The sequence below is a fragment of the Streptomyces sp. NPDC127108 genome (assembly GCF_042677545.1).
Taxonomy (GTDB): Bacteria; Actinomycetota; Actinomycetes; order Streptomycetales; family Streptomycetaceae; genus Streptomyces.
This window is the reverse complement of the sequence record NZ_JBHXTE010000006.1, coordinates 16,054-32,759: the sequence shown is the minus strand read 5'-3', so window position 1 is coordinate 32,759 and position 16,706 is coordinate 16,054. Positions and strand designations below refer to the sequence as shown.

Below are 16,706 nucleotides of genomic sequence, written 5' to 3'. Positions count from 1 at the left end.
GGGCGCTGCGCCCCCTGGACCCCAGCCCACCAGGCACGTCCCGTGCGGGTGGGACAGCCTCCGCCGATCGGCCTGCGGCCTCGTCCTCAAGCGCCGGACGGGCTGGAATTCCGCCGACCGGACGTGTCGCGTGGGACAGCCTCCGCCACCCGCCTCAGCGGGCGTTCCGAGGATGCGCCCGCGACATCCTCTCGTTGCCCCGCTTGTAGTTCCCCGTCCAGCGCGCCATCACCAGCTGCGCGTCGCCGGACTGTGTCTCCGCCAGGAACTGCTCGGCGCGGGGGCCGCGCAGGGTCGCTGCGGTGCGGGCGCCGTGGGTGATGACGACGGTGCCGTCGGCGCGCTGCTCGTACTGGAATCCTTGAGGTCTCGGCATGACCGGGATGGTAGGTCCCGGTCGTGCCCGGGCGGTACCGGATTTGGGCCGGGCCCGGAAGCGGGCCCGGACGGGCTCAGCTCACGGCACGACGACGATCTTGCGGCCCTCGCCCGCCGCGAACTTCTCCAGGGCCTCGGGGTACTGGGCCAGGGGCAGCCGGTCGCTGATGAAGACGTCGGGGTCGAGGACACCGGCGGCGAAGAGCTCGGCGGCGCGTTCGAAGCTGTGCAGGACGGCCATGGAGCCGGTGATGGTGATTTCCTGGTTGTAGATGCGGTACGGGTCGATGGTGACGCGGGTGGCGTAGTCGGCCACGCCGAACTGGAGGAACGTGCCCGCCTTGGCGACGCGGTCGAGGCCGTCCTGGATGGCGGCGGCATTGCCCGTGGCGTCGATGACGACGTCCCAGCCGCGCGGCCGGTCCAGCTCGTCGGGGTTCGCGCCGGAGCCGCTCACGCCGAGGCTCTTGGCGGTGGCGAGCCGGTCGGGGTTGAGGTCGACGACGTCGACGCTCGCGGCGCCGGTGCGCTTGGCCAGCTCCAGCATCATCAGGCCCATGGTGCCGGAGCCGTAGATCAGGACGCGGGCGCCGAGCCGGGAACGCAGCACGTCGTAGCCGCGGACCGCGCAGGACAGCGGCTCGATGAGGGCGGCGTCCTGGGTGCGGATGTGCTCGGGCAGGCGTACGCAGTTGGCGACAGGAGCCACCGCGTACTGCGCCGCTCCGCCCGCCGTGGTCACGCCGATCGCGGCCCACCGCTCGCACAGGTTGTTGTGGCCCTCGCGGCAGTAGCGGCACTCGTGGCAGTACAGGGAGGGGTCCACGGCGACCTGGTCCCCGATCGACACCTCGGTGACGTCCTTGCCCACGCCCACCACCTGGCCTGCGAACTCGTGCCCCGGCACCACCGGCAGCGTCGGCGCGAACTCGCCCTGCAGAATGTGCAGGTCGGTGCCGCACAGGCCGCACGCGGCGACCTCCACGACCACGTCGCGCGGTCCGGGCGTGGGGTCGGGGACCTCGCCGACCACGGCCTTGCCGACGGACTCGATGATGGCGGCTTTCACTTGACGGCTCCCAACGACAAGCCCTGGACCAGTTTGTCCTGGGCGGCGAACCCCGCGGCGAGCACCGGCAGGGAGATCACGAGCGACGCGGCGCACACCTTGGCCAGGAACAGGCCCTGGCTGGTGATGAAGCCGGTCAGGAAGACGGGTGCCGTCTGGGCGACCACGCCCGTCAGGACCCGGGCGAAGAGCAGTTCGTTCCAGGAGAAGATGAAGCAGATCAGGGAGGTCGCGGCGATGCCCGGCAGGGCGATGGGGGCGACGACCCGGGTGAGGATCGTGGGCAGCCTGGCGCCGTCGATCTGCGCCGCCTCGATGATCGCCACCGGCACCTCGGACAGGAACGACTGCATCATCCAGACGGCGATCGGCAGGTTCATCGACGTGTAGAGGATGACCAGGAGCCAGATGTTGTCGAGGAAGTCGGTGTTCTTGGCGAAGAGGTAGATGGGGAGGAGGCCCGCGACGACCGGGAGCATCTTGGTGGAGAGGAAGAAGAAGAGGACGTCCGTCCACTTCTTCACCGGGCGGATCGACAGGGCGTACGCGGCGGGGAGAGCCAGGACCAGGACGAGCAGGGTCGAGGCCGTCGACGCCACGAACGAGTTGATGAGCGAGGGCCAGGGGCTCGCGCCGCCGCCCGCGCCGAAGAACTCCCGGTAGCCGTCCAGGGTGAGGGACGCCGCCACCGAGGGCGGGTTCGTCGCCGCGTCCTCCTCGGAGTGGAAGGACGTCAGCGCCATCCAGGCGATGGGCAGGAAGAAGAGCAGCCCGGCCAGCCAGGCGGCGAGCGCGAGGCCCGCGCCCCGGGCCCGTGCCGGTTTCCGGTTCCGGAGCGCCTCGGGCCGGGTGGCCTGCACGGCGGGGCCGGTCGTACGGATGTCGTTCACGCGGACGTCGCTCATGCGCGGGACACCTCCTCACGGAAGAGGGACGACACCACGCGGAGCGCGAAGGTCGCGATGATGATCGAGCCGATGACGACGAGGACGCCGGCGGCGGACGCCAGGCCGTTCTCGTGGGCCTGGTAGAAGCTCTGGTAGACGGTGTAGGGCAGGTTCGCGGTGCCGAGGCCGCCCGAGGTGATCGTGAAGACCGCGTCGAAGTTCTGCACGATGTAGATCGAGCCGAGCAGGGCGCCGAGTTCCAGATAGCGGCGCAGATGCGGGAGCGTGAGGTGGCGGAACACCTGCCAGTTGTTCGCGCCGTCCATGCGGGCCGCCTCGATCAGCTCGGTGTCACGGCTCTGCAGCCCCGCGAGCAGGATCAGCATCATGAACGGCGTCCACTGCCAGATCAGGGACAGCTCGATGGCGATCAGCGGGGTGTTGGAGATCCAGTCGGGCTGGGTCGCGCCGTCCCCGCCGACCCAGTGCAGGACGCCGTTGAACAGGCCGTACTCGGGGTTGTAGAGCACGTGCTTCCACAGCAGCGCGGCGGCCACGGGCACAAGCAGGAACGGCGCGATGAGCAGGGTGCGCACCACGCCCCGGCCGCGGAACTTCCGGTCGAGGAGGAGTGCGAGGCCGAGTCCGATGACGAGGCTCGCGAGGACGACCGTCGCGGTCAGGAGGATCGTCGTCCACACCGATTTGCGCAGGTCGGCGTCTGTGAGGACCTCTTGGTAGTTGGCGAGGCCGGTGAAGCTGCGGGCGTCCGGGTAGAGCGCGTTCCAGTCGAAGAAGGAGATCACCAGGGTCGCCACGAACGGCAGTTGCGTCACGGCGATCATGAAGATCAGGGCGGGAAGCAGCGGGGCCCGGGTGGCCCAGGCGCGCAGACGTCCCGGGGGGCGTGGCGCGGAGGTCCGTTCGGCCGCGCGCGGGAGCGGGGTGCTTGTCGTGGCGGTCATCGTCCCTCGTACTCCTCGGAGATCTTCTCGGCGAGATCCTGGGACTTGTCCAGGGCCGACTCGACGGACTGGCGTCCGGCGATGGCCGCGCTGATCTCCTGGGAGACCCGGGTGCCGAGGTCGGTGAACTCGGGGATGCCGACGAACTGGATGCCGGGCGCGGGCCGGGGCTGCACCCCCGGGTCGCGCGGCCGCGCGTCGGCGATGGCGGCGCGCATGACGCCCTGGAAGGCGGCCGCCTCCTCGCGGTAGCGCGGGTTCTCGTACGTCGACGCGCGCTTGCCCGCGGGCACGTTGGACCAGCCGATCTTCTCGCCGACCAGCTCCTCGTACTCCTTGCTGGACGCCCAGGAGATGAACTTCCAGGCCTTGTCGGGGTTCCGCGAGGACTTCTGCAGGCCCCACGCCCAGGTGTAGAGCCAGCCGGAGCTCGCCGTCTTCTCCACCGGCGCGGCCACATAGCCGATCTTGCCCTTGACCGGGGACTTGGCGGCCTCCAGCGAACCGGCCGCGGCCGTGGCGTCGTACCACATGGCGGTCTTGCCCTGGGTGAGGTTGTTCAGGCACTCCGCGTACCCGGACTGGGCCGCGCCGGACTCGCCGTGCTTGCGCACGAGGTCCACGTAGAAGCGCGTTGCCTTCTCGAACTCGGGGGAGTCCAGGCGCGCCTTCCAGTCCTTGTCGAACCAGGTGCCCCCGAAGGTGTTGACGACCGTCGTCAGGGGCGCCATCACCTCGCCCCAGCCGGGCAGACCGCGCAGACAGATGCCCTTCATGCCCTTCTCGGCGCCGTCCACCTTCGCGGCGAGGTCCGCGACCTGCTGCCAGGTGGGCTTCTTCGGCATGCTCAGGCCCGCCTTCGCGAAGACGTCCTTGCGGTACATCAGGAACGACGACTCGCCGTAGAAGGGCTCTCCGTAGAGCTTGCCGTTCTCGCCGGTGAGGGACTGGCGCATCGGCGGCAGGATGTCGTCCTGGTCGAAGGCGCGGTCCTTGCGGGTGTACGGGCCGAGCTCGCGCAGCCAGCCGTTCTTGGCGTAGATGGGGATCTCGTAGTTGCTGAGCGTCGCCACGTCGTACTGGCCCGCCTGGTTGGCGAAGTCCTGGCTGATCTTGTCGCGGACGTCGTTCTCGGGCAGCACGGTGAAGTTCACCTCGATGCCCGTCTTCTTGGTGAAGTGGGCGGCGGTGAGCTTCTGCAACTCCACCATCTGCGGGTTGTTCACCATCAGTACGTTGATGGAGTCGCCGCCGGAACCGGACCCGCCCGCCCCGGCCCAGCAGCCGGAGAGCAGCGGGGCGAGCAGCGTCCCTGCGGCGGTCGCGGCGAGCAGCCGCCGCGACCTCCGTCGGCTCTGGGTTCGCATGAATCGCTCCTGAACAAGGGGGACAGAGAGGGGGGATGGAGAGGGGGAGGGGGATTGAGAGGGGGATGGAGAGGGGGAAAGTGGGAGGAATCGGGGATTTCAGGGTGTGCGGTGCCGCACCGGCGGCCGTGCGGAAGCCGGTGTGCGGCAGCGGGATGTCAGGTTGTCGGGCCGGTGGCCGGTGGTGTGCGGCCCGTGGACCGGCCGTCAGACGCGGATGACCTGCGGTCCGCGCAAGGAGTAGCGGTGCGCCTCGGAGGCGGGCAGTTGCACGCCGGTGACGATGGACTCCAGGTCGCCCACGCTCGCGAACCGGCAGAAGCTCGCCGCCCCGAACTTGGTGTGCACACCCGCGAACACGGTGCGCCGGGAGGCCCGCATGGCCTGCCCCTTCACCTCGCTGACCGCGGGGTCGGGGGTGGTCAGGCCGTGTTCGCGGGAGATGCCGTTGGCGCCGATGTACGCCAGGTCGATCACGAAGCCCGCGAGCATGCGGGTCGTCCAGTGGTCGACGGTGGCGAGCGTCCCGGACCGGACCCGGCCGCCGAGCAGCAGGACGGTCACGTGCTCGGACGCGGCGAGCGCGCCCGCCGTCGAGAGCGAGGCGGTGATCACGGTCAGCGGGCGGTTCTTGGGCAGTGCCTCGGCGATGAGCTGCGGGGTGAAGCCCTCGTCGATGAAGACGGTCTCGGCGTCGCCGAGCTGCTCGGCCGCGGCGGCCGCGATCCGCCGCTTCTCGGGCACGTGCATGGTCGTACGGAAGGCGAGCGTCGTCTCGAAACCGGCGCTCTCCACCGGGTAGGCGCCGCCGTGGGTGCGGCGGACCAGGCCGTGGTCCTCCAGGGCGCGCAGATCGCGGCGCACGGTCTCCTTGGCGACGCCGAGCTCGGCCGCGAGCACGGACACGTCGACGGATCCGGAGCGGCGTGCCGCGCGCACGATCTGCCGCTGACGTTCCTCCGCCGACATGGGTGCCACCTCTTCCCACAGACTCCACTGCGATGTGCTGCCCGTTCGGGCCCTGTGGGGAAGTTCTACAGCGCGCGGAAGTGAGTGACCAGGCGCGCAACGGCCACGATGATGCCCGAATCCGCCCGTTTACCCGGGCGATGTCCTGCGTGGCAACGTGATCATGTGCCCGTTCGTCGGCTCACCGTGCCCGTTTCCCGCCCGTTTCGAGCGCGGGCGGAGAGCGGGGCGAGGCTCGGACGGCTGGAAATGAACGCTCGGAAATGAACGGCCGTGGGCCTGCCGTCGGCCGGGACGGGTCGGGTGCCGGGCCGGTCCGAGCCGGTCCGGGGCGGCGGCAGGCCCCCTCCTGCGTCAGGGCCGGTGGAAGCCGACCTCGGGGTGGGCGGGCGTCGGCCCGTCGAGCAGCGGCTGCCCGATCCCGCGCAGGTGCTGGTCGTAGAACGCGGCGACGTAGGCGCGGGTGATCTGCTCGGACCGCCGCCCCGAGAGCGGCACCTGCGGGTCGCTCATGCCGAGCTGACCGAAGACGACCGGCGTGTCGGTGAACGTGAAGTGCCCGGACCCGGCGACCGTCAGCCAGCGCTTCCAGCCCCGCAGGCGAGGCCAGGCGTCGCCCCAGTCGTAGGGGTCGCCGCTCTGGACCGTGGTCGTGGTGCCGAGCAGCAGGAAGGGGCGGTCCACGCCGTCGGGCCTGGTGTGGAAGCCGCCGTCCATGTTCACGCCCGCGCGCACCCGCGGGTCGGTGTCCATCAGGGCGGCCGTGGCGGCGCCGCCGATGGAGTGTCCGCCCATCCCGATCCGGCGGGCGTCGATCATCCCGGAGTGCCGCCAGGTCGCCTTGCCCGACGGGCCGCCGACGAGCCGGTCCAGGACGAACGACAGGTCATCGGCCCGCCCCGCGGTGATCCGCGGACCCGAGTCGCCCCCGCCGTCCACACAGCCGACGCAGGGCGGCACGCGCCCGCCGTCGAACTCCGCTCCGGCCGCCTCGTAGGCGTGGTCGACCGTCGCGACCACGTACCCCCGGCTCGCCAGGTCCTCGGCGAGGTGCGTCAGCGTCGAGCGCGGCGCGGTGAAGCCCGGGGAGAGCACGACCAGCGGGAACCTGCCGCCCGCGGGGTGCGCCCCGGTGCGGGCGTAGGTGCGCGTGGAGCTGTAGTCGGCGGCGGAGATCCGCCCGTCGAGCTCGTTGTACGCGAGCAGCTCCTGGGCCGCCTTCTTGGAGGTGTACGCGGTGGGCCGCCCGCCCGCGCCGCGCGCCGGGTAGTACATCGACAGCATCAGCTCCCGCGCCCCGGCCGAGGGCACCCAGGGGTCCTTGCGGCTCTTGTCGACCAGGTGCAGGGTGTCGCGGCCGACGGTGAACCGGCCGGTGGGGCGGGGGAGTTCGGGCCGGGTCGCGGGCGCGTCGGCGGTGGAGGCGGCGGCGCCGTGGGCCGCCGTCGTCGTGGGTGCGGCCTGGGCGCTCGCCGCGGCCGCGAGGGGCACGGCGAGCGCCAGCGCGAGCACGGTGGCGACGGCGCGCCCGCGCGGGGTCTTTCGAGGTGCAGTCATGACAACTCACGCTAGCCAGCGGCCCGTTCCCGCACGTCGCCCCGCGGGCTGACCCGCACCAGACCCGAGGCGTACGGAACCGTCAACTCCAAGGACGAGCCTCAATACGGCCACACTGGCGGGTTCGTGCAGAAGTGGCCGCCCAGGTGCGCGTGGTCGGGGTTGGCGGGGTCGAGCTCGCCGTGCTCGGCGATCAGTTTCTCCGCGTACTGCTCGGAGTCGTCCCGCGGCTCGTACCCGAGCGCCCGCGCGGGCCCGAGGTCCCACCACAGGCGGGTGTTGGCGGACGAGCCGTACACGACGGAGTGCTTGACGTGCGGCGCGGTGAGCGCCGCGTGGAAAAGGCGGGCCCCGTCGCCGGGCGACATCCACACCGACAGCATCCGGACGTTCGCGGGCTCCAGGAAGCAGGAGCCGATCCGCACGGACACCGTCTCGATGCCGTGCTTGTCCCAGTAGAACTGCGCCAGGTCCTCGCCGAAGGACTTCGAGAGGCCGTAGAAGGTGTCGGGCCTGCGCGGGGTGTCGACGGGGATCAGCGGGTCGTCGCCGACGGGGCGCGGGGTGAAGCCCACCGCGTGGTTGGAGGAGGCGAAGACGACCCGGGGGACGCCCTCCTCGCGCACGGCCTCGTAGAGGTTGTGCACGCCTTCGACGTTCGCCTTGAGGATCTTGTCGAAGGTGGACTCCAGGGAGATCCCGGCGAGGTGCAGGACGGCGTCGACGCCGCGCACCGCCTCGCGCAGGGCCGCCCGGTCGGCGAGGTCCACCGTGAGGGCGTCGGGCTCGCCGTCGACGGGACGCAGGTCGAGCAGCCTCAGGTCGTATCCGTACGCGGGCAGGAGCCCCCGCATCAGGGTGCCGAGACCACCGGCTGCGCCGGTCAGCAGGACGGTGCGGGGAGCGGGCATGTGGTGATCTCCTCGTACGCGTTCATGTATGAGATTCACATTCGTGGACACGCTAGGGAGCGACGCCCCTCGACGTCAAGTACCGCGCGGAGTCCGCGAATCCGCTCCTGAGTTGCGGGTTTGCGCGCTTGACCGGCCCGGCGCCGCGGCTTAGCGTGGGCGCGTTCAGGGATATGGATATGAATCAGAAACGTGCACGCTTAGGGAGAGCCCGTGACGTCAGCCCCCCTCGCCGCCAGGCTCCGCGTTCCCAGCGGGCCGCTGTTCTTCCCGGTCACGCCGTACGGGGCCGAAGGATCCGTCGACATCGAGGCCTTCCGCACGCATGTGCGCGGGGGCGTGGAGGCGGGCGCGGCCGCGGTGTTCGCGTGCTGCGGCACGGGTGAGTTCCACGCCCTCACCCCCGAGGAGTTCCAACTGCTCGTCACGGCCGCCGTCGAGGAGACCGCGGGCCGCGTCCCGGTGATCGCGGGCGCCGGGTACGGCACCGCGCTCGCCGTCCGGTACGCGCGCCTCGCCGAGGAGGCGGGCGCCGACGGGCTCCTCGCCATGCCGCCGTACCTGGTGGTCGCCGCCCAGGAGGGCCTCCTTCGGCACTACACCGAACTGGCCGCCGCCACCTCCCTGGACGTCATCGTCTACCAGCGCGACAACGCCGTGTTCACCCCCGAGACGGTCGTCGAGTTCGCCCGCGCCGACGGCATCATCGGCTTCAAGGACGGCCTCGGCGACCTCGACCTGATGCAGCGCGTCGTCAGCGCCGTGCGCGCCGAAGCCCCCGGCGAGTTCCTGTACTTCAACGGCCTGCCCACCGCCGAGCTGACCGGCCTCGCCTACCGCGGCATCGGCGTCAGCCTCTACTCCTCGGCCGTCTTCTGCTTCGCGCCCGACATCGCGCTCGCCTTCCACAAGGCCCTGAACTCCGGCGACGACGAGACCGCGGAGCGCCTCATCGACGGCTTCTACCGGCCCTTCGTCGAACTGCGCAAGGAGGGCCGCGGCTACGCGGTCTCCCTCGTCAAGGCCGGGGTGCGCCTCGCCGGACTCGACGTCGGCGGGGTGCGCCCGCCGCTGCACGAGCCGTCCGACGACCACGTCAAGCGGCTCGCCGAACTCGTCGAGCGCGGCCGGGCGCTGCTGCGGGAGGGCGTGTGAGAGCGTCCGCGTTCCTCTACCCCTGGGACGTCGTCGGCGACCCCCGGGCCGCCGCGCGGATCGCGGACCTCGGCGTCGAGCAGGTCACCCTCGCCGCCGCCTACCACTCCACCCGCGCCCTCACCCCCCGCCACCCCCGCCACCGCGTCGTCACCGCCGAGCACGCCGCGGTCCTGTACGAGCCGGACGACCGCTGGGCCTCCCGCACCCTGCGCCCCCACCCGGCCGGTGCCTGGGCCCCGGGCGACACCTACCAGGAGGCCGCCGACGCGCTGGCCGCCGCCGGGCTCGACGTGCACACCTGGGTGGTCCTCGCCCACAACTCCCGCATGGGCGCCGAACACCCGGACACCTCCGTCGTGAACGCCTACGGCGACCGCTACCCGTGGGCGCCCTGCATCGCGCAGCCCGCCACCCGCGCCTACCTGACGGACCTCGCCGCTGAGGCCGCCACGAGGCCGGGCGCGGGCGGCACCGAACTGGAGTCGTGCGGCTGGTACGGCCTCGCGCACCTGCACGCCCACGACAAGATCGCGGGCGTGGACCTCGGCGAGGCCGGGCAGTACCTGATGTCGCTCTGCTTCTGCGGGGGCTGCCGCGCCGGGTACGCCGGGCACGGCCACGACCCCGACGAACTGGCCGCCGCCGTGCGCCTCGCCCTGGAACCGGTGTGGCGGGGCGCGGCCACCGACCCCGGTTGGGCGGGCGTGGAGAAGCTCCTCGGCGCCGGGACGGCGGCGGTCACCCGGGCCTGGCGCGAGGGGTGCGCCCGCGCGCTCCAGGAGGCGGCGGTCGGCGCGGTGCGCGCGGCGGCTCCCGACGGCTTCCGGGTGCTGCTGCACGCCGACCCGGTGGCCCACCACTGCGGGGCCAACGCCGGGGTCGACCCGCGGCACGTCCTGTCCGTCGCCGACGGCGTGGTCGTGCCCTGCGCGTCCGGCCCCGAGCTGCTCGCCCCGTTCGCCGCGCATGCCGGACCCGACACGGTCGTCGCGGCCAACCTCACGGTCGTGGCGGGCATGGGCGGCAGCCCCGCGACCCTCGCCGCCGACGCCCGCGCCGCGGCCCGGCTCGGCGCCACTGAACTGCGGCTTTACCATGCCGGTTTGGCCTCGGACGACGATCTGGCCCGGGTCGGGACGGCCCTGTCGCAGATCGACTGACAACGGCTACGATCCGCGCACCACACGCCGCGAACGGGTGAGAACAGGGGGAACCCGCCCGCTCTCCCCGCGGCACGACTCATCGTCAGACGAGGAGACAAGGTGCGCAACAAGGGGATATCCGCGCTGGTCTGTGCCGGACTCACGGCGGGGGCGGCGGTGCTCGCGACCGCCGCGCCCGCGATGGCGCAGACCGGGCAGACCGGCCCCCGCCCCACCGGCACGGCCGACATCCGCGAACAGCTGGAGAACATCCCGGGCATGACGGTCGTCTCCGTCACGGAGAAGGAGGGCCACCCCCTCTACTCCCTGACGTACCGCCAGCCCGTCGACCACCACCGCCCCGGTGCCTCCGGGACCTTCACCCAGCGCCTGACCCTGTGGCACAAGGCCACCGACAAGCCGACCGTCCTCTACACCGGCGGCTACACCCTCGCGTCCGGCACCACCGCCCTCACCAAGCTGATCGACGCCAACCAGGTCAGCCTGGAGCACCGCTACTTCGAGCAGTCCCGCCCGAGCGGCGCCGCGGGCAAGGACTGGTCCAAGATGACCGTCCAGCAGGAGGCGGCCGACGAGCACCGCATCACCAAGGCCCTGCGCACCGTCGAGAAGGGCAAGTGGCTCGGCACCGGCGCCAGCAAGGGCGGCATGACCGCCACGTACCACGAGCGCTTCTACCCGGGCGACCTGGACGCCGTCGTCGCCTTCGTCGCACCGAACGACGCGAACAACAAGGACGACAGCACCTACGAGCGCTTCTTCAGGACCGTCGGCACCAAGGAGTGCCGCACCGCCCTGAACGCCGTGCAGCGCGAGATGCTGGTGCGCCGCGACGCGCTCCTGCCCAAGTTCGAGGCGGACGCCAAGGCGAACGGCCAGACCTTCCACGAGACGCTCGGCACCACCGACCGCGCGTACGAGTTCGCCGTCCTGGACCAGGTGTGGAACTTCTGGCAGTCCGGCACCGCCGCCGACTGCCCGACCGTGCCCGACGCCGGGAAGGCCAGTGACGACGAGCTGTACGACTGGTCGAAGAAGCACGGCCTGAGCGTCTACCACGACGCCGAGCTGGGCGAGAACGGCACCGGCCCCTACTACCGCCAGGCCGCCACCCAACTCGGCTGGGCCGACCTGAAGTTCAAGCACCTCAAGGGCGTGCGCCACTACCCGGACATCTACCAGCCGAACTCGGTGCTCCCGCCCGCCATGCGCGGCTCGTACAACAACAGCACCATCGCCGACGTCGACCGCTGGGTGAAGACCCGCGGCCAGCGGATGATGTTCGTCTACGGCGAGAACGACCCGTGGAGCGCGGAGCGGTTCGAGCCGAGCCACCGCGACTCGTACCTGTACGAGGTGCCGGGCGCCAACCACGGCGCGAGCATCGCGAAGCTGCCCGAACCGCAGCAGTCGCGGGCTGTCGCCACCATCAAGCGCTGGGCCGGCGTGCAGTAGCGCGTCCGGCCACGGACCGGAGCAGGGGCGCGGCGACCAGCAGCCGCGCCCCCGCGACGGCGTACAACGGCAGCCGGTGGTCGACGAGTTCGACGAGCGCCGCGCCGAGCGCGATGCCCGCCGCCGTCGGCGCGAACATCAGCGTGCCCGCGGTCGCGGACACCCGCCCCACCAGGTCCGGCGGCGCCTCGCGCTGCACGGCCGTCAGCGCGGCCACGAGCACGCACGGCAGCCCCAGCCCGTTCGCGAGGCTCCCCGCGAGCACCAGCGCGTCCCACGGAAGGGCGAGCAGCACCGCCGACACCGCGGTCAGCGCGATCCCGCCGCCCGCGAACCGCCGCTCGCCCACGCGCCGCATCAGGGCGCCCGAGGCGATCCCGACGGCGACGGACCCCGCACCCTGCGCGACGTACAGCGTGCTCGTGTACGCGGGGGAGTGGCCGAGCGCCTCGACGACCGCGTACACCAGCGCGCCGCTGACACCCGACGACAGCATGGTGAGGCCGCCCGCGACCACCAGCGGCCGCAGCCGCGCGTCGCCCCACAGCAGCCGGGCGCCCCGCGCGGTGCCCGCCCGCCACCCCTCGGGGTCCGGCGCCGGGCGGACCTCCGCCACCCGCAGCAGCGCGAAGAGACCACCGGCAAGGACGAACGTGACGGCGTCGAGCAGCGCCACCCGCGGCCCGCCCCAGGCGGCGAACACCGCCGCCCCGGCCACCGGCGCGAGCAGCTTCATGCCCTCGTTCGCGGACATCCGCAGCCCGTTGAGGTCCCCGAGCAGATCCTTGCCGACGGCCCCCGCGACCAGCGCGGCCTCCGCCGCGTCCGTGACCACGCCGCACGCCCCGTACACCACGAGCACGGCGAACAGCAGCCCCAGCCCCGCCGCCCCGCCCACGCGGTCCACCCACAGCAGGGACAGCAGCAGCACCCCGAGGCCCACGTTCACGGCGACCAGCAAAGGGCGGCGCCGGGTGCGGTCGGCGAGGGTGCCGAGCAGGGGGCCGAGGAGCAGCGGGGCCCACAGGGCGAGGGTGCACAGGGCGGCCAGGCCGTCGGAGCCGGTCCGCTCCTTCACCCAGATGCCCGACACCAGCGTCATCGCGGAACTCCCGAACCCGGAGACCACGACCGCCGTCAGGTACAGACCCGCGTTGCGGTCCCGCAGGACACGTCCGATCGTCGTTGCCATGCGCCCGATGCTGGTTCTGAGGCCGCGCGCAGGGCATCGGGCAGATGCCCTACGCGGCGGCGATGAGTTCGGCGCGCCCGAGGAGTCGACCTGAGGAGAAGGCCTTACCAAGGCCTCCTACGCGGACGAAGGAGAACCCATGCCGGACGACACCGAGGCCCTGCTGCCGGACTTCGGCCCGCAGGCACAGCTCGTGGCCCGCCTCGCCGAAGCCGTCAAGGACGACCAGCTCGACGGGCCCACGCCCTGCCCCGACTACGCGGTACGCCACCTCATCGGCCACATCGTCGGCCTGACCGCCGCCTTCACCGACGCCGGCCGCAAACAGCTCGGGCCGACCACGGACACCGACCCGGGGAGCGCCCTGCCGGACCTTCCCGAGGACTGGCGCGCGCCGCTTCCCGGCCAGCTCGCCCGGCTCGCCGAGGTGTGGCGGGACCCGGCGGCGTGGACCGGGGACACCCGGGCGGGCGGCGTCGAGCTGCCCGGCGACATCGCGGGCACGGTCGCCATGAACGAACTCGTCGTGCACGGCTGGGACCTGGCGCGCGCCACGGGCCAGGAGTACGCCCCCGACGAGGTCAGCCTCGCCGTCTCCTACGCCATGGTGTCCGCCACCGCCGCGGAGTCGCCCGAGGCGCGGGGCACCCTCTTCGGGCCGCCGCAGCCGGTCGCCGAGGGCGCCTCGCTCCTGGACCAGGTGGTGGCCCTGAGCGGACGCGACCCGTCGTGGCGGCCCTGACCCGAGGCGACCGGGCGACCGGGAGCGACAGGGGCGACCGGGAGTGACGGGCAGGCACAACGACCGGTCGTCGCACAGCCGTTGACGGGGCCCGCGCGGCACGCCTAGCTTCATCGCGTCGTACTTCATGCGTCATATATGAGACGCGATACGCGAGAGGCGCGCGCCCATGACTCCAGCGACCTCAGGAACCTCGACCTCAGGAACCTCGGCCTCGGCGGCGGCGGGGGCCCCGTGGGACTCCTCGGACCCGCGCCGCGCCGCCCTCGCCGACGTCGTGGCCATCCCCGTCACCCCGTTCGCCGCGGACGGCTCCCTCGACCGCGCGGCCCACCGCGCCCTGCTGCGCCGCCTGCTCGACACGGGCATCCGCACGCTCACGCCGAACGGCAACACCGGCGAGTTCTACGCCCTGAGCCCCGAGGAGCGGCGCGCCGTCACCGAGCTGACCGTCGCCGAGGCGGGCGGGCGGGCCACCGTCGTCGTCGGCGTCGGCCACGACCTGGCGACCGCGACGGCCGACGCCCGGCACGCCGCCGGGGCGGGCGCGCGCCTGGTGATGGTGCACCAGCCCGCGCACCCGTACGTCTCCGGCGCCGGCTGGGTCGCCTACCACCGGGCCGTCGCCGAGGCCGTGCCCGGCCTCGGCGTCGTGCCGTACGTGCGCGACGCGCGCCTGCCGGGGGCCCGGCTCGCCGAGCTGGCCGACGCCTGCCCGAACGTCACCGGCGTGAAGTACGCGGTGCCGGACGCGGCGCGCTTCGCTGCGTTCGCGCGGGACGCGGGCGCCGAGCGGTTCGTGTGGGTGGCGGGCCTCGCGGAGCCGTACGCGCCCGCGTACTTCTCGGCCGGGGCGACCGGCTTCACCTCGGGCCTGGTCAACGTCGCGCCGCTGCTGTCGCTCGCGATGCTCGGGGCGCTGCGGGAGGGGGACCACGGCACGGCGATGGCGGTCTGGGAGCGGATCCGCCGCTTCGAGGAGCTGCGGGCCGCCGACGGCTCGGCGGCCAACGTGTCCGTGGTGAAGGAGGCGCTCGCGGTCCTCGGCCTGTGCCGACGCGACGTGCGCCCGCCGAGCAGCGTGCTGCCGGAGCCGGTGCGCGCGGAGGTCGCGGAGATCGTGGCGGGGTGGGGCCGGTGAGCGGCCTGCGCAGCCAGCAGTGGTACGGGTCCGGCGTCTCGTCCGGCCTGCGGTCCTTCTCGCACCGCGCCCGCACCCGCCAGCTCGGCTATCTCCCCGAGGAGCACCTGGGCAAGCCCGTCGTGGCGATCCTCAACACCTGGTCGGACATCAACCCCTGCCACGTCCATCTGCGCGAGCGCGCCCAGGCCGTCAAGCGCGGGGTCTGGCAGGCGGGCGGCTTCCCCCTGGAGTTCCCGGTCTCGACGCTCAGCGAGACGTTCCAGAAGCCCACGCCCATGCTCTACCGCAACCTCCTCTCCATGGAGACCGAGGAACTGCTCCGCTCCTACCCCGTGGACGGCGCGGTGCTGCTCGGCGGCTGCGACAAGTCGACGCCCGCGCTCCTGATGGGGGCCGCCTCCGTCGACCTGCCCACCGTGTTCGTGCCCGCGGGGCCGATGCTGCCGGGCCACTGGCGCGGCGAGGTCCTCGGCTCCGGCACGGACATGTGGAAGTACTGGGACGAGCGACGGGCCGGTCTCATCGGCGACTGCGAGCTGGCCGAGCTGGAGAGCGGCCTGGCACGCTCCCCGGGCCACTGCATGACGATGGGCACCGCCTCCACGCTCACCGCCGCCGCCGAGGCCCTCGGCGTGACCCTGCCCGGCGCCTCGTCGATCCCGGCCGTCGACTCCGCGCACGACCGCATGGCCGCCGCGTCCGGCCTGCGCGTCGTCGAACTCGTCCGCAGGGGCCGCACGTTGTCGCACCTGCTCACCCCCGACGCCTTCCAGGACGCGGTGACGACGGTCCTCGGCCTCGGCGGCTCCACGAACGCCGTCATCCACCTGATCGCGATGGCCGCCCGCGCCGGGGTCCGCCTCACCCTCGACGACTTCGACCGCACGGCACGCCGGGTGCCGGTGCTCGCCGACGTGCGGCCGGGCGGCTCGACGCACCTCATGGAGGACTTCCACTTCGCGGGCGGACTGCCGGGCTTCCTCACCCGCATCCCCGACCTGCTGCACCTGGACCGCCCCACCGTCGCCCACGACACCCTGCGCGAACAGCTCAAGCCCGCCCGGGTGCACAACGACGACGTCATCCGCACCCGCGACAACCCCGTGGCCCCCGAGGGCGGCGTCGCCGTCCTGCGCGGCAACCTCTGCCCCGACGGCGCCGTCATCAAGCACATCGCCGCCGAGCCCCGGCTGCTGCGGCACACCGGCCCGGCCGTGGTCTTCGACGACTACCGCACCCTGCAGCGCACCATCGACGACCCGTCCCTCGGCATCACCGCCGACCACGTCCTGGTGCTGCGCGGCAGTGGCCCCCTGGGCGGCCCCGGCATGCCCGAGTACGGCATGCTGCCGATCCCCGAGCGGCTCCTGAAGCAGGGCGTGCGGGACATGGTGCGGATCTCCGACGCGCGGATGAGCGGCACCTCGTACGGCACCTGCGTGCTGCACATCGCGCCCGAGTCGCACGTCGGCGGCCCGCTCGCCCTGGTCCGCACCGGCGACACCATCACCCTCGACGTACCCGCCCGCACCCTCCAACTCAACGTTTCCGAGGAGGAGTTGGGCAGCCGCCTGGCCGCCTGGACGCCACCCCCCGTCCGCCACGAACGCGGCTACGGCGCCCTCTACGCCGCCCACGTCACCCAGGCCGACACCGGCTGCGACTTCGACTTCCTGGCCAGGCCGGGGTCCGTGCCCGACCCCTACGCAGGCTAGCTGGCTAGGTTGCATTCCTAACTAGGTCGCTCTA

Annotated in this window: 15 protein-coding genes; 6 read left to right on the top strand and 9 right to left on the bottom strand. The window is 72.6% G+C overall.

The features are described 5' to 3' along the window. Nucleotides 1-154: 154 nt before the first annotated feature. The 8 genes from ACFVHO_RS06645 to ACFVHO_RS06610 form a co-directional block, all read right to left on the bottom strand. Nucleotides 155-376: a hypothetical protein gene (locus ACFVHO_RS06645; protein WP_385710916.1), complete on the bottom strand. Its 222-nt coding sequence runs from the start codon at nt 374-376 to the stop codon at nt 155-157. 81 nt (nt 377-457) lie between these two features. Continuing rightward, entirely contained in the window at nt 458-1,447 is a 990-nt protein-coding gene (locus tag ACFVHO_RS06640; protein ID WP_385710915.1) for a zinc-dependent alcohol dehydrogenase family protein, read from the bottom strand. After that, the gene (locus ACFVHO_RS06635) at nt 1,444-2,352 is read right to left on the bottom strand and encodes a carbohydrate ABC transporter permease (protein WP_385710913.1); all 909 of its coding nucleotides are present in this window, start codon (nt 2,350-2,352) and stop codon (nt 1,444-1,446) included. The genes ACFVHO_RS06640 and ACFVHO_RS06635 overlap by 4 nt, the downstream gene beginning before the upstream one ends. Further along, nucleotides 2,349-3,299, bottom strand: a complete 951-nt coding sequence (locus ACFVHO_RS06630; RefSeq protein WP_385710911.1) for a carbohydrate ABC transporter permease — start codon at nt 3,297-3,299, stop codon at nt 2,349-2,351. The genes ACFVHO_RS06635 and ACFVHO_RS06630 overlap by 4 nt, the downstream gene beginning before the upstream one ends. Beyond that, entirely contained in the window at nt 3,296-4,666 is a 1,371-nt protein-coding gene (locus tag ACFVHO_RS06625; RefSeq protein WP_385710910.1) for an ABC transporter substrate-binding protein, read from the bottom strand. Before ACFVHO_RS06625 ends, ACFVHO_RS06630 begins: the two co-directional genes overlap by 4 nt. Nucleotides 4,667-4,873: 207 nt before the next feature. After that, the gene (locus tag ACFVHO_RS06620) at nt 4,874-5,635 is read right to left on the bottom strand and encodes a DeoR/GlpR family DNA-binding transcription regulator (protein ID WP_385710908.1); all 762 of its coding nucleotides are present in this window, start codon (nt 5,633-5,635) and stop codon (nt 4,874-4,876) included. Nucleotides 5,636-5,989: 354 nt separating this feature from the next. Beyond that, nucleotides 5,990-7,192: an alpha/beta hydrolase family protein gene (locus ACFVHO_RS06615; protein WP_385710906.1), complete on the bottom strand. Its 1,203-nt coding sequence runs from the start codon at nt 7,190-7,192 to the stop codon at nt 5,990-5,992. A gap of 101 nt (nt 7,193-7,293) precedes the next feature. After that, the gene (locus ACFVHO_RS06610; RefSeq protein ID WP_385710904.1) at nt 7,294-8,103 is read right to left on the bottom strand and encodes an NAD-dependent epimerase/dehydratase family protein; all 810 of its coding nucleotides are present in this window, start codon (nt 8,101-8,103) and stop codon (nt 7,294-7,296) included. A gap of 213 nt (nt 8,104-8,316) precedes the next feature. On the opposite strand from ACFVHO_RS06610, the gene ACFVHO_RS06605 reads away from it, so the two are divergent. From ACFVHO_RS06605 to ACFVHO_RS06595, 3 genes are all read left to right on the top strand, one after another. Beyond that, nucleotides 8,317-9,258, top strand: coding sequence for a 5-dehydro-4-deoxyglucarate dehydratase (locus tag ACFVHO_RS06605; RefSeq protein WP_385710903.1), 942 nt, complete (start codon nt 8,317-8,319; stop codon nt 9,256-9,258). Next, nucleotides 9,255-10,421 carry a hypothetical protein gene (locus ACFVHO_RS06600; protein WP_385710901.1) on the top strand — a complete coding sequence of 389 codons (1,167 nt, stop codon included), beginning with the start codon at nt 9,255-9,257 and terminating at the stop codon, nt 10,419-10,421. Before ACFVHO_RS06605 ends, ACFVHO_RS06600 begins: the two co-directional genes overlap by 4 nt. Before the next feature lie 102 nt (nt 10,422-10,523). Beyond that, nucleotides 10,524-11,879 carry a S28 family serine protease gene (locus ACFVHO_RS06595; protein WP_385710900.1) on the top strand — a complete coding sequence of 452 codons (1,356 nt, stop codon included), beginning with the start codon at nt 10,524-10,526 and terminating at the stop codon, nt 11,877-11,879. Here ACFVHO_RS06595 and ACFVHO_RS06590 read toward each other — a convergent pair. Further along, nucleotides 11,854-13,071, bottom strand: a complete 1,218-nt coding sequence (locus ACFVHO_RS06590; protein WP_385710898.1) for an MFS transporter — start codon at nt 13,069-13,071, stop codon at nt 11,854-11,856. The two genes, ACFVHO_RS06595 and ACFVHO_RS06590, sit on opposite strands and share 26 nt — an antisense overlap. 139 nt (nt 13,072-13,210) lie before the next feature. Here ACFVHO_RS06590 and ACFVHO_RS06585 point away from each other — a divergent pair, with 139 nt between their 5' ends. The 3 genes from ACFVHO_RS06585 to araD all read left to right on the top strand — a co-directional run bounded on the left by ACFVHO_RS06585 (nt 13,211) and on the right by araD (nt 16,672). Further along, nucleotides 13,211-13,813, top strand: coding sequence for a TIGR03086 family metal-binding protein (locus ACFVHO_RS06585; RefSeq protein ID WP_385710896.1), 603 nt, complete (start codon nt 13,211-13,213; stop codon nt 13,811-13,813). A 169-nt stretch (nt 13,814-13,982) separates the two neighbouring features. Continuing rightward, nucleotides 13,983-14,954, top strand: a complete 972-nt coding sequence (locus ACFVHO_RS06580; protein WP_385710894.1) for a dihydrodipicolinate synthase family protein — start codon at nt 13,983-13,985, stop codon at nt 14,952-14,954. Further along, nucleotides 14,942-16,672: an L-arabinonate dehydratase gene (gene araD, locus ACFVHO_RS06575; RefSeq protein WP_385710892.1), complete on the top strand. Its 1,731-nt coding sequence runs from the start codon at nt 14,942-14,944 to the stop codon at nt 16,670-16,672. The genes ACFVHO_RS06580 and araD overlap by 13 nt, the downstream gene beginning before the upstream one ends. Nucleotides 16,673-16,706: the final 34 nt, after the last annotated feature.

Excerpts from the sequence above, each read along its gene's own strand:
- ACFVHO_RS06645 (WP_385710916.1), bottom strand. The coding sequence starts at position 376 with ATGCCGAGACCTCAAGGATTCCAGTACGAGCAGCGCGCCGACGGCACC.
- ACFVHO_RS06635 (WP_385710913.1), bottom strand. The coding sequence starts at position 2,352 with ATGAGCGACGTCCGCGTGAACGACATCCGTACGACCGGCCCCGCCGTG.
- ACFVHO_RS06630 (WP_385710911.1), bottom strand. The coding sequence starts at position 3,299 with ATGACCGCCACGACAAGCACCCCGCTCCCGCGCGCGGCCGAACGGACC.
- ACFVHO_RS06625 (WP_385710910.1), bottom strand. The coding sequence starts at position 4,666 with ATGCGAACCCAGAGCCGACGGAGGTCGCGGCGGCTGCTCGCCGCGACC.
- ACFVHO_RS06620 (WP_385710908.1), bottom strand. The coding sequence starts at position 5,635 with ATGTCGGCGGAGGAACGTCAGCGGCAGATCGTGCGCGCGGCACGCCGC.
- ACFVHO_RS06615 (WP_385710906.1), bottom strand. The coding sequence starts at position 7,192 with ATGACTGCACCTCGAAAGACCCCGCGCGGGCGCGCCGTCGCCACCGTG.
- ACFVHO_RS06610 (WP_385710904.1), bottom strand. The coding sequence starts at position 8,103 with ATGCCCGCTCCCCGCACCGTCCTGCTGACCGGCGCAGCCGGTGGTCTC.
- ACFVHO_RS06590 (WP_385710898.1), bottom strand. The coding sequence starts at position 13,071 with ATGGCAACGACGATCGGACGTGTCCTGCGGGACCGCAACGCGGGTCTG.
- ACFVHO_RS06585 (WP_385710896.1), top strand. The coding sequence starts at position 13,211 with ATGCCGGACGACACCGAGGCCCTGCTGCCGGACTTCGGCCCGCAGGCA.
- ACFVHO_RS06580 (WP_385710894.1), top strand. The coding sequence starts at position 13,983 with ATGACTCCAGCGACCTCAGGAACCTCGACCTCAGGAACCTCGGCCTCG.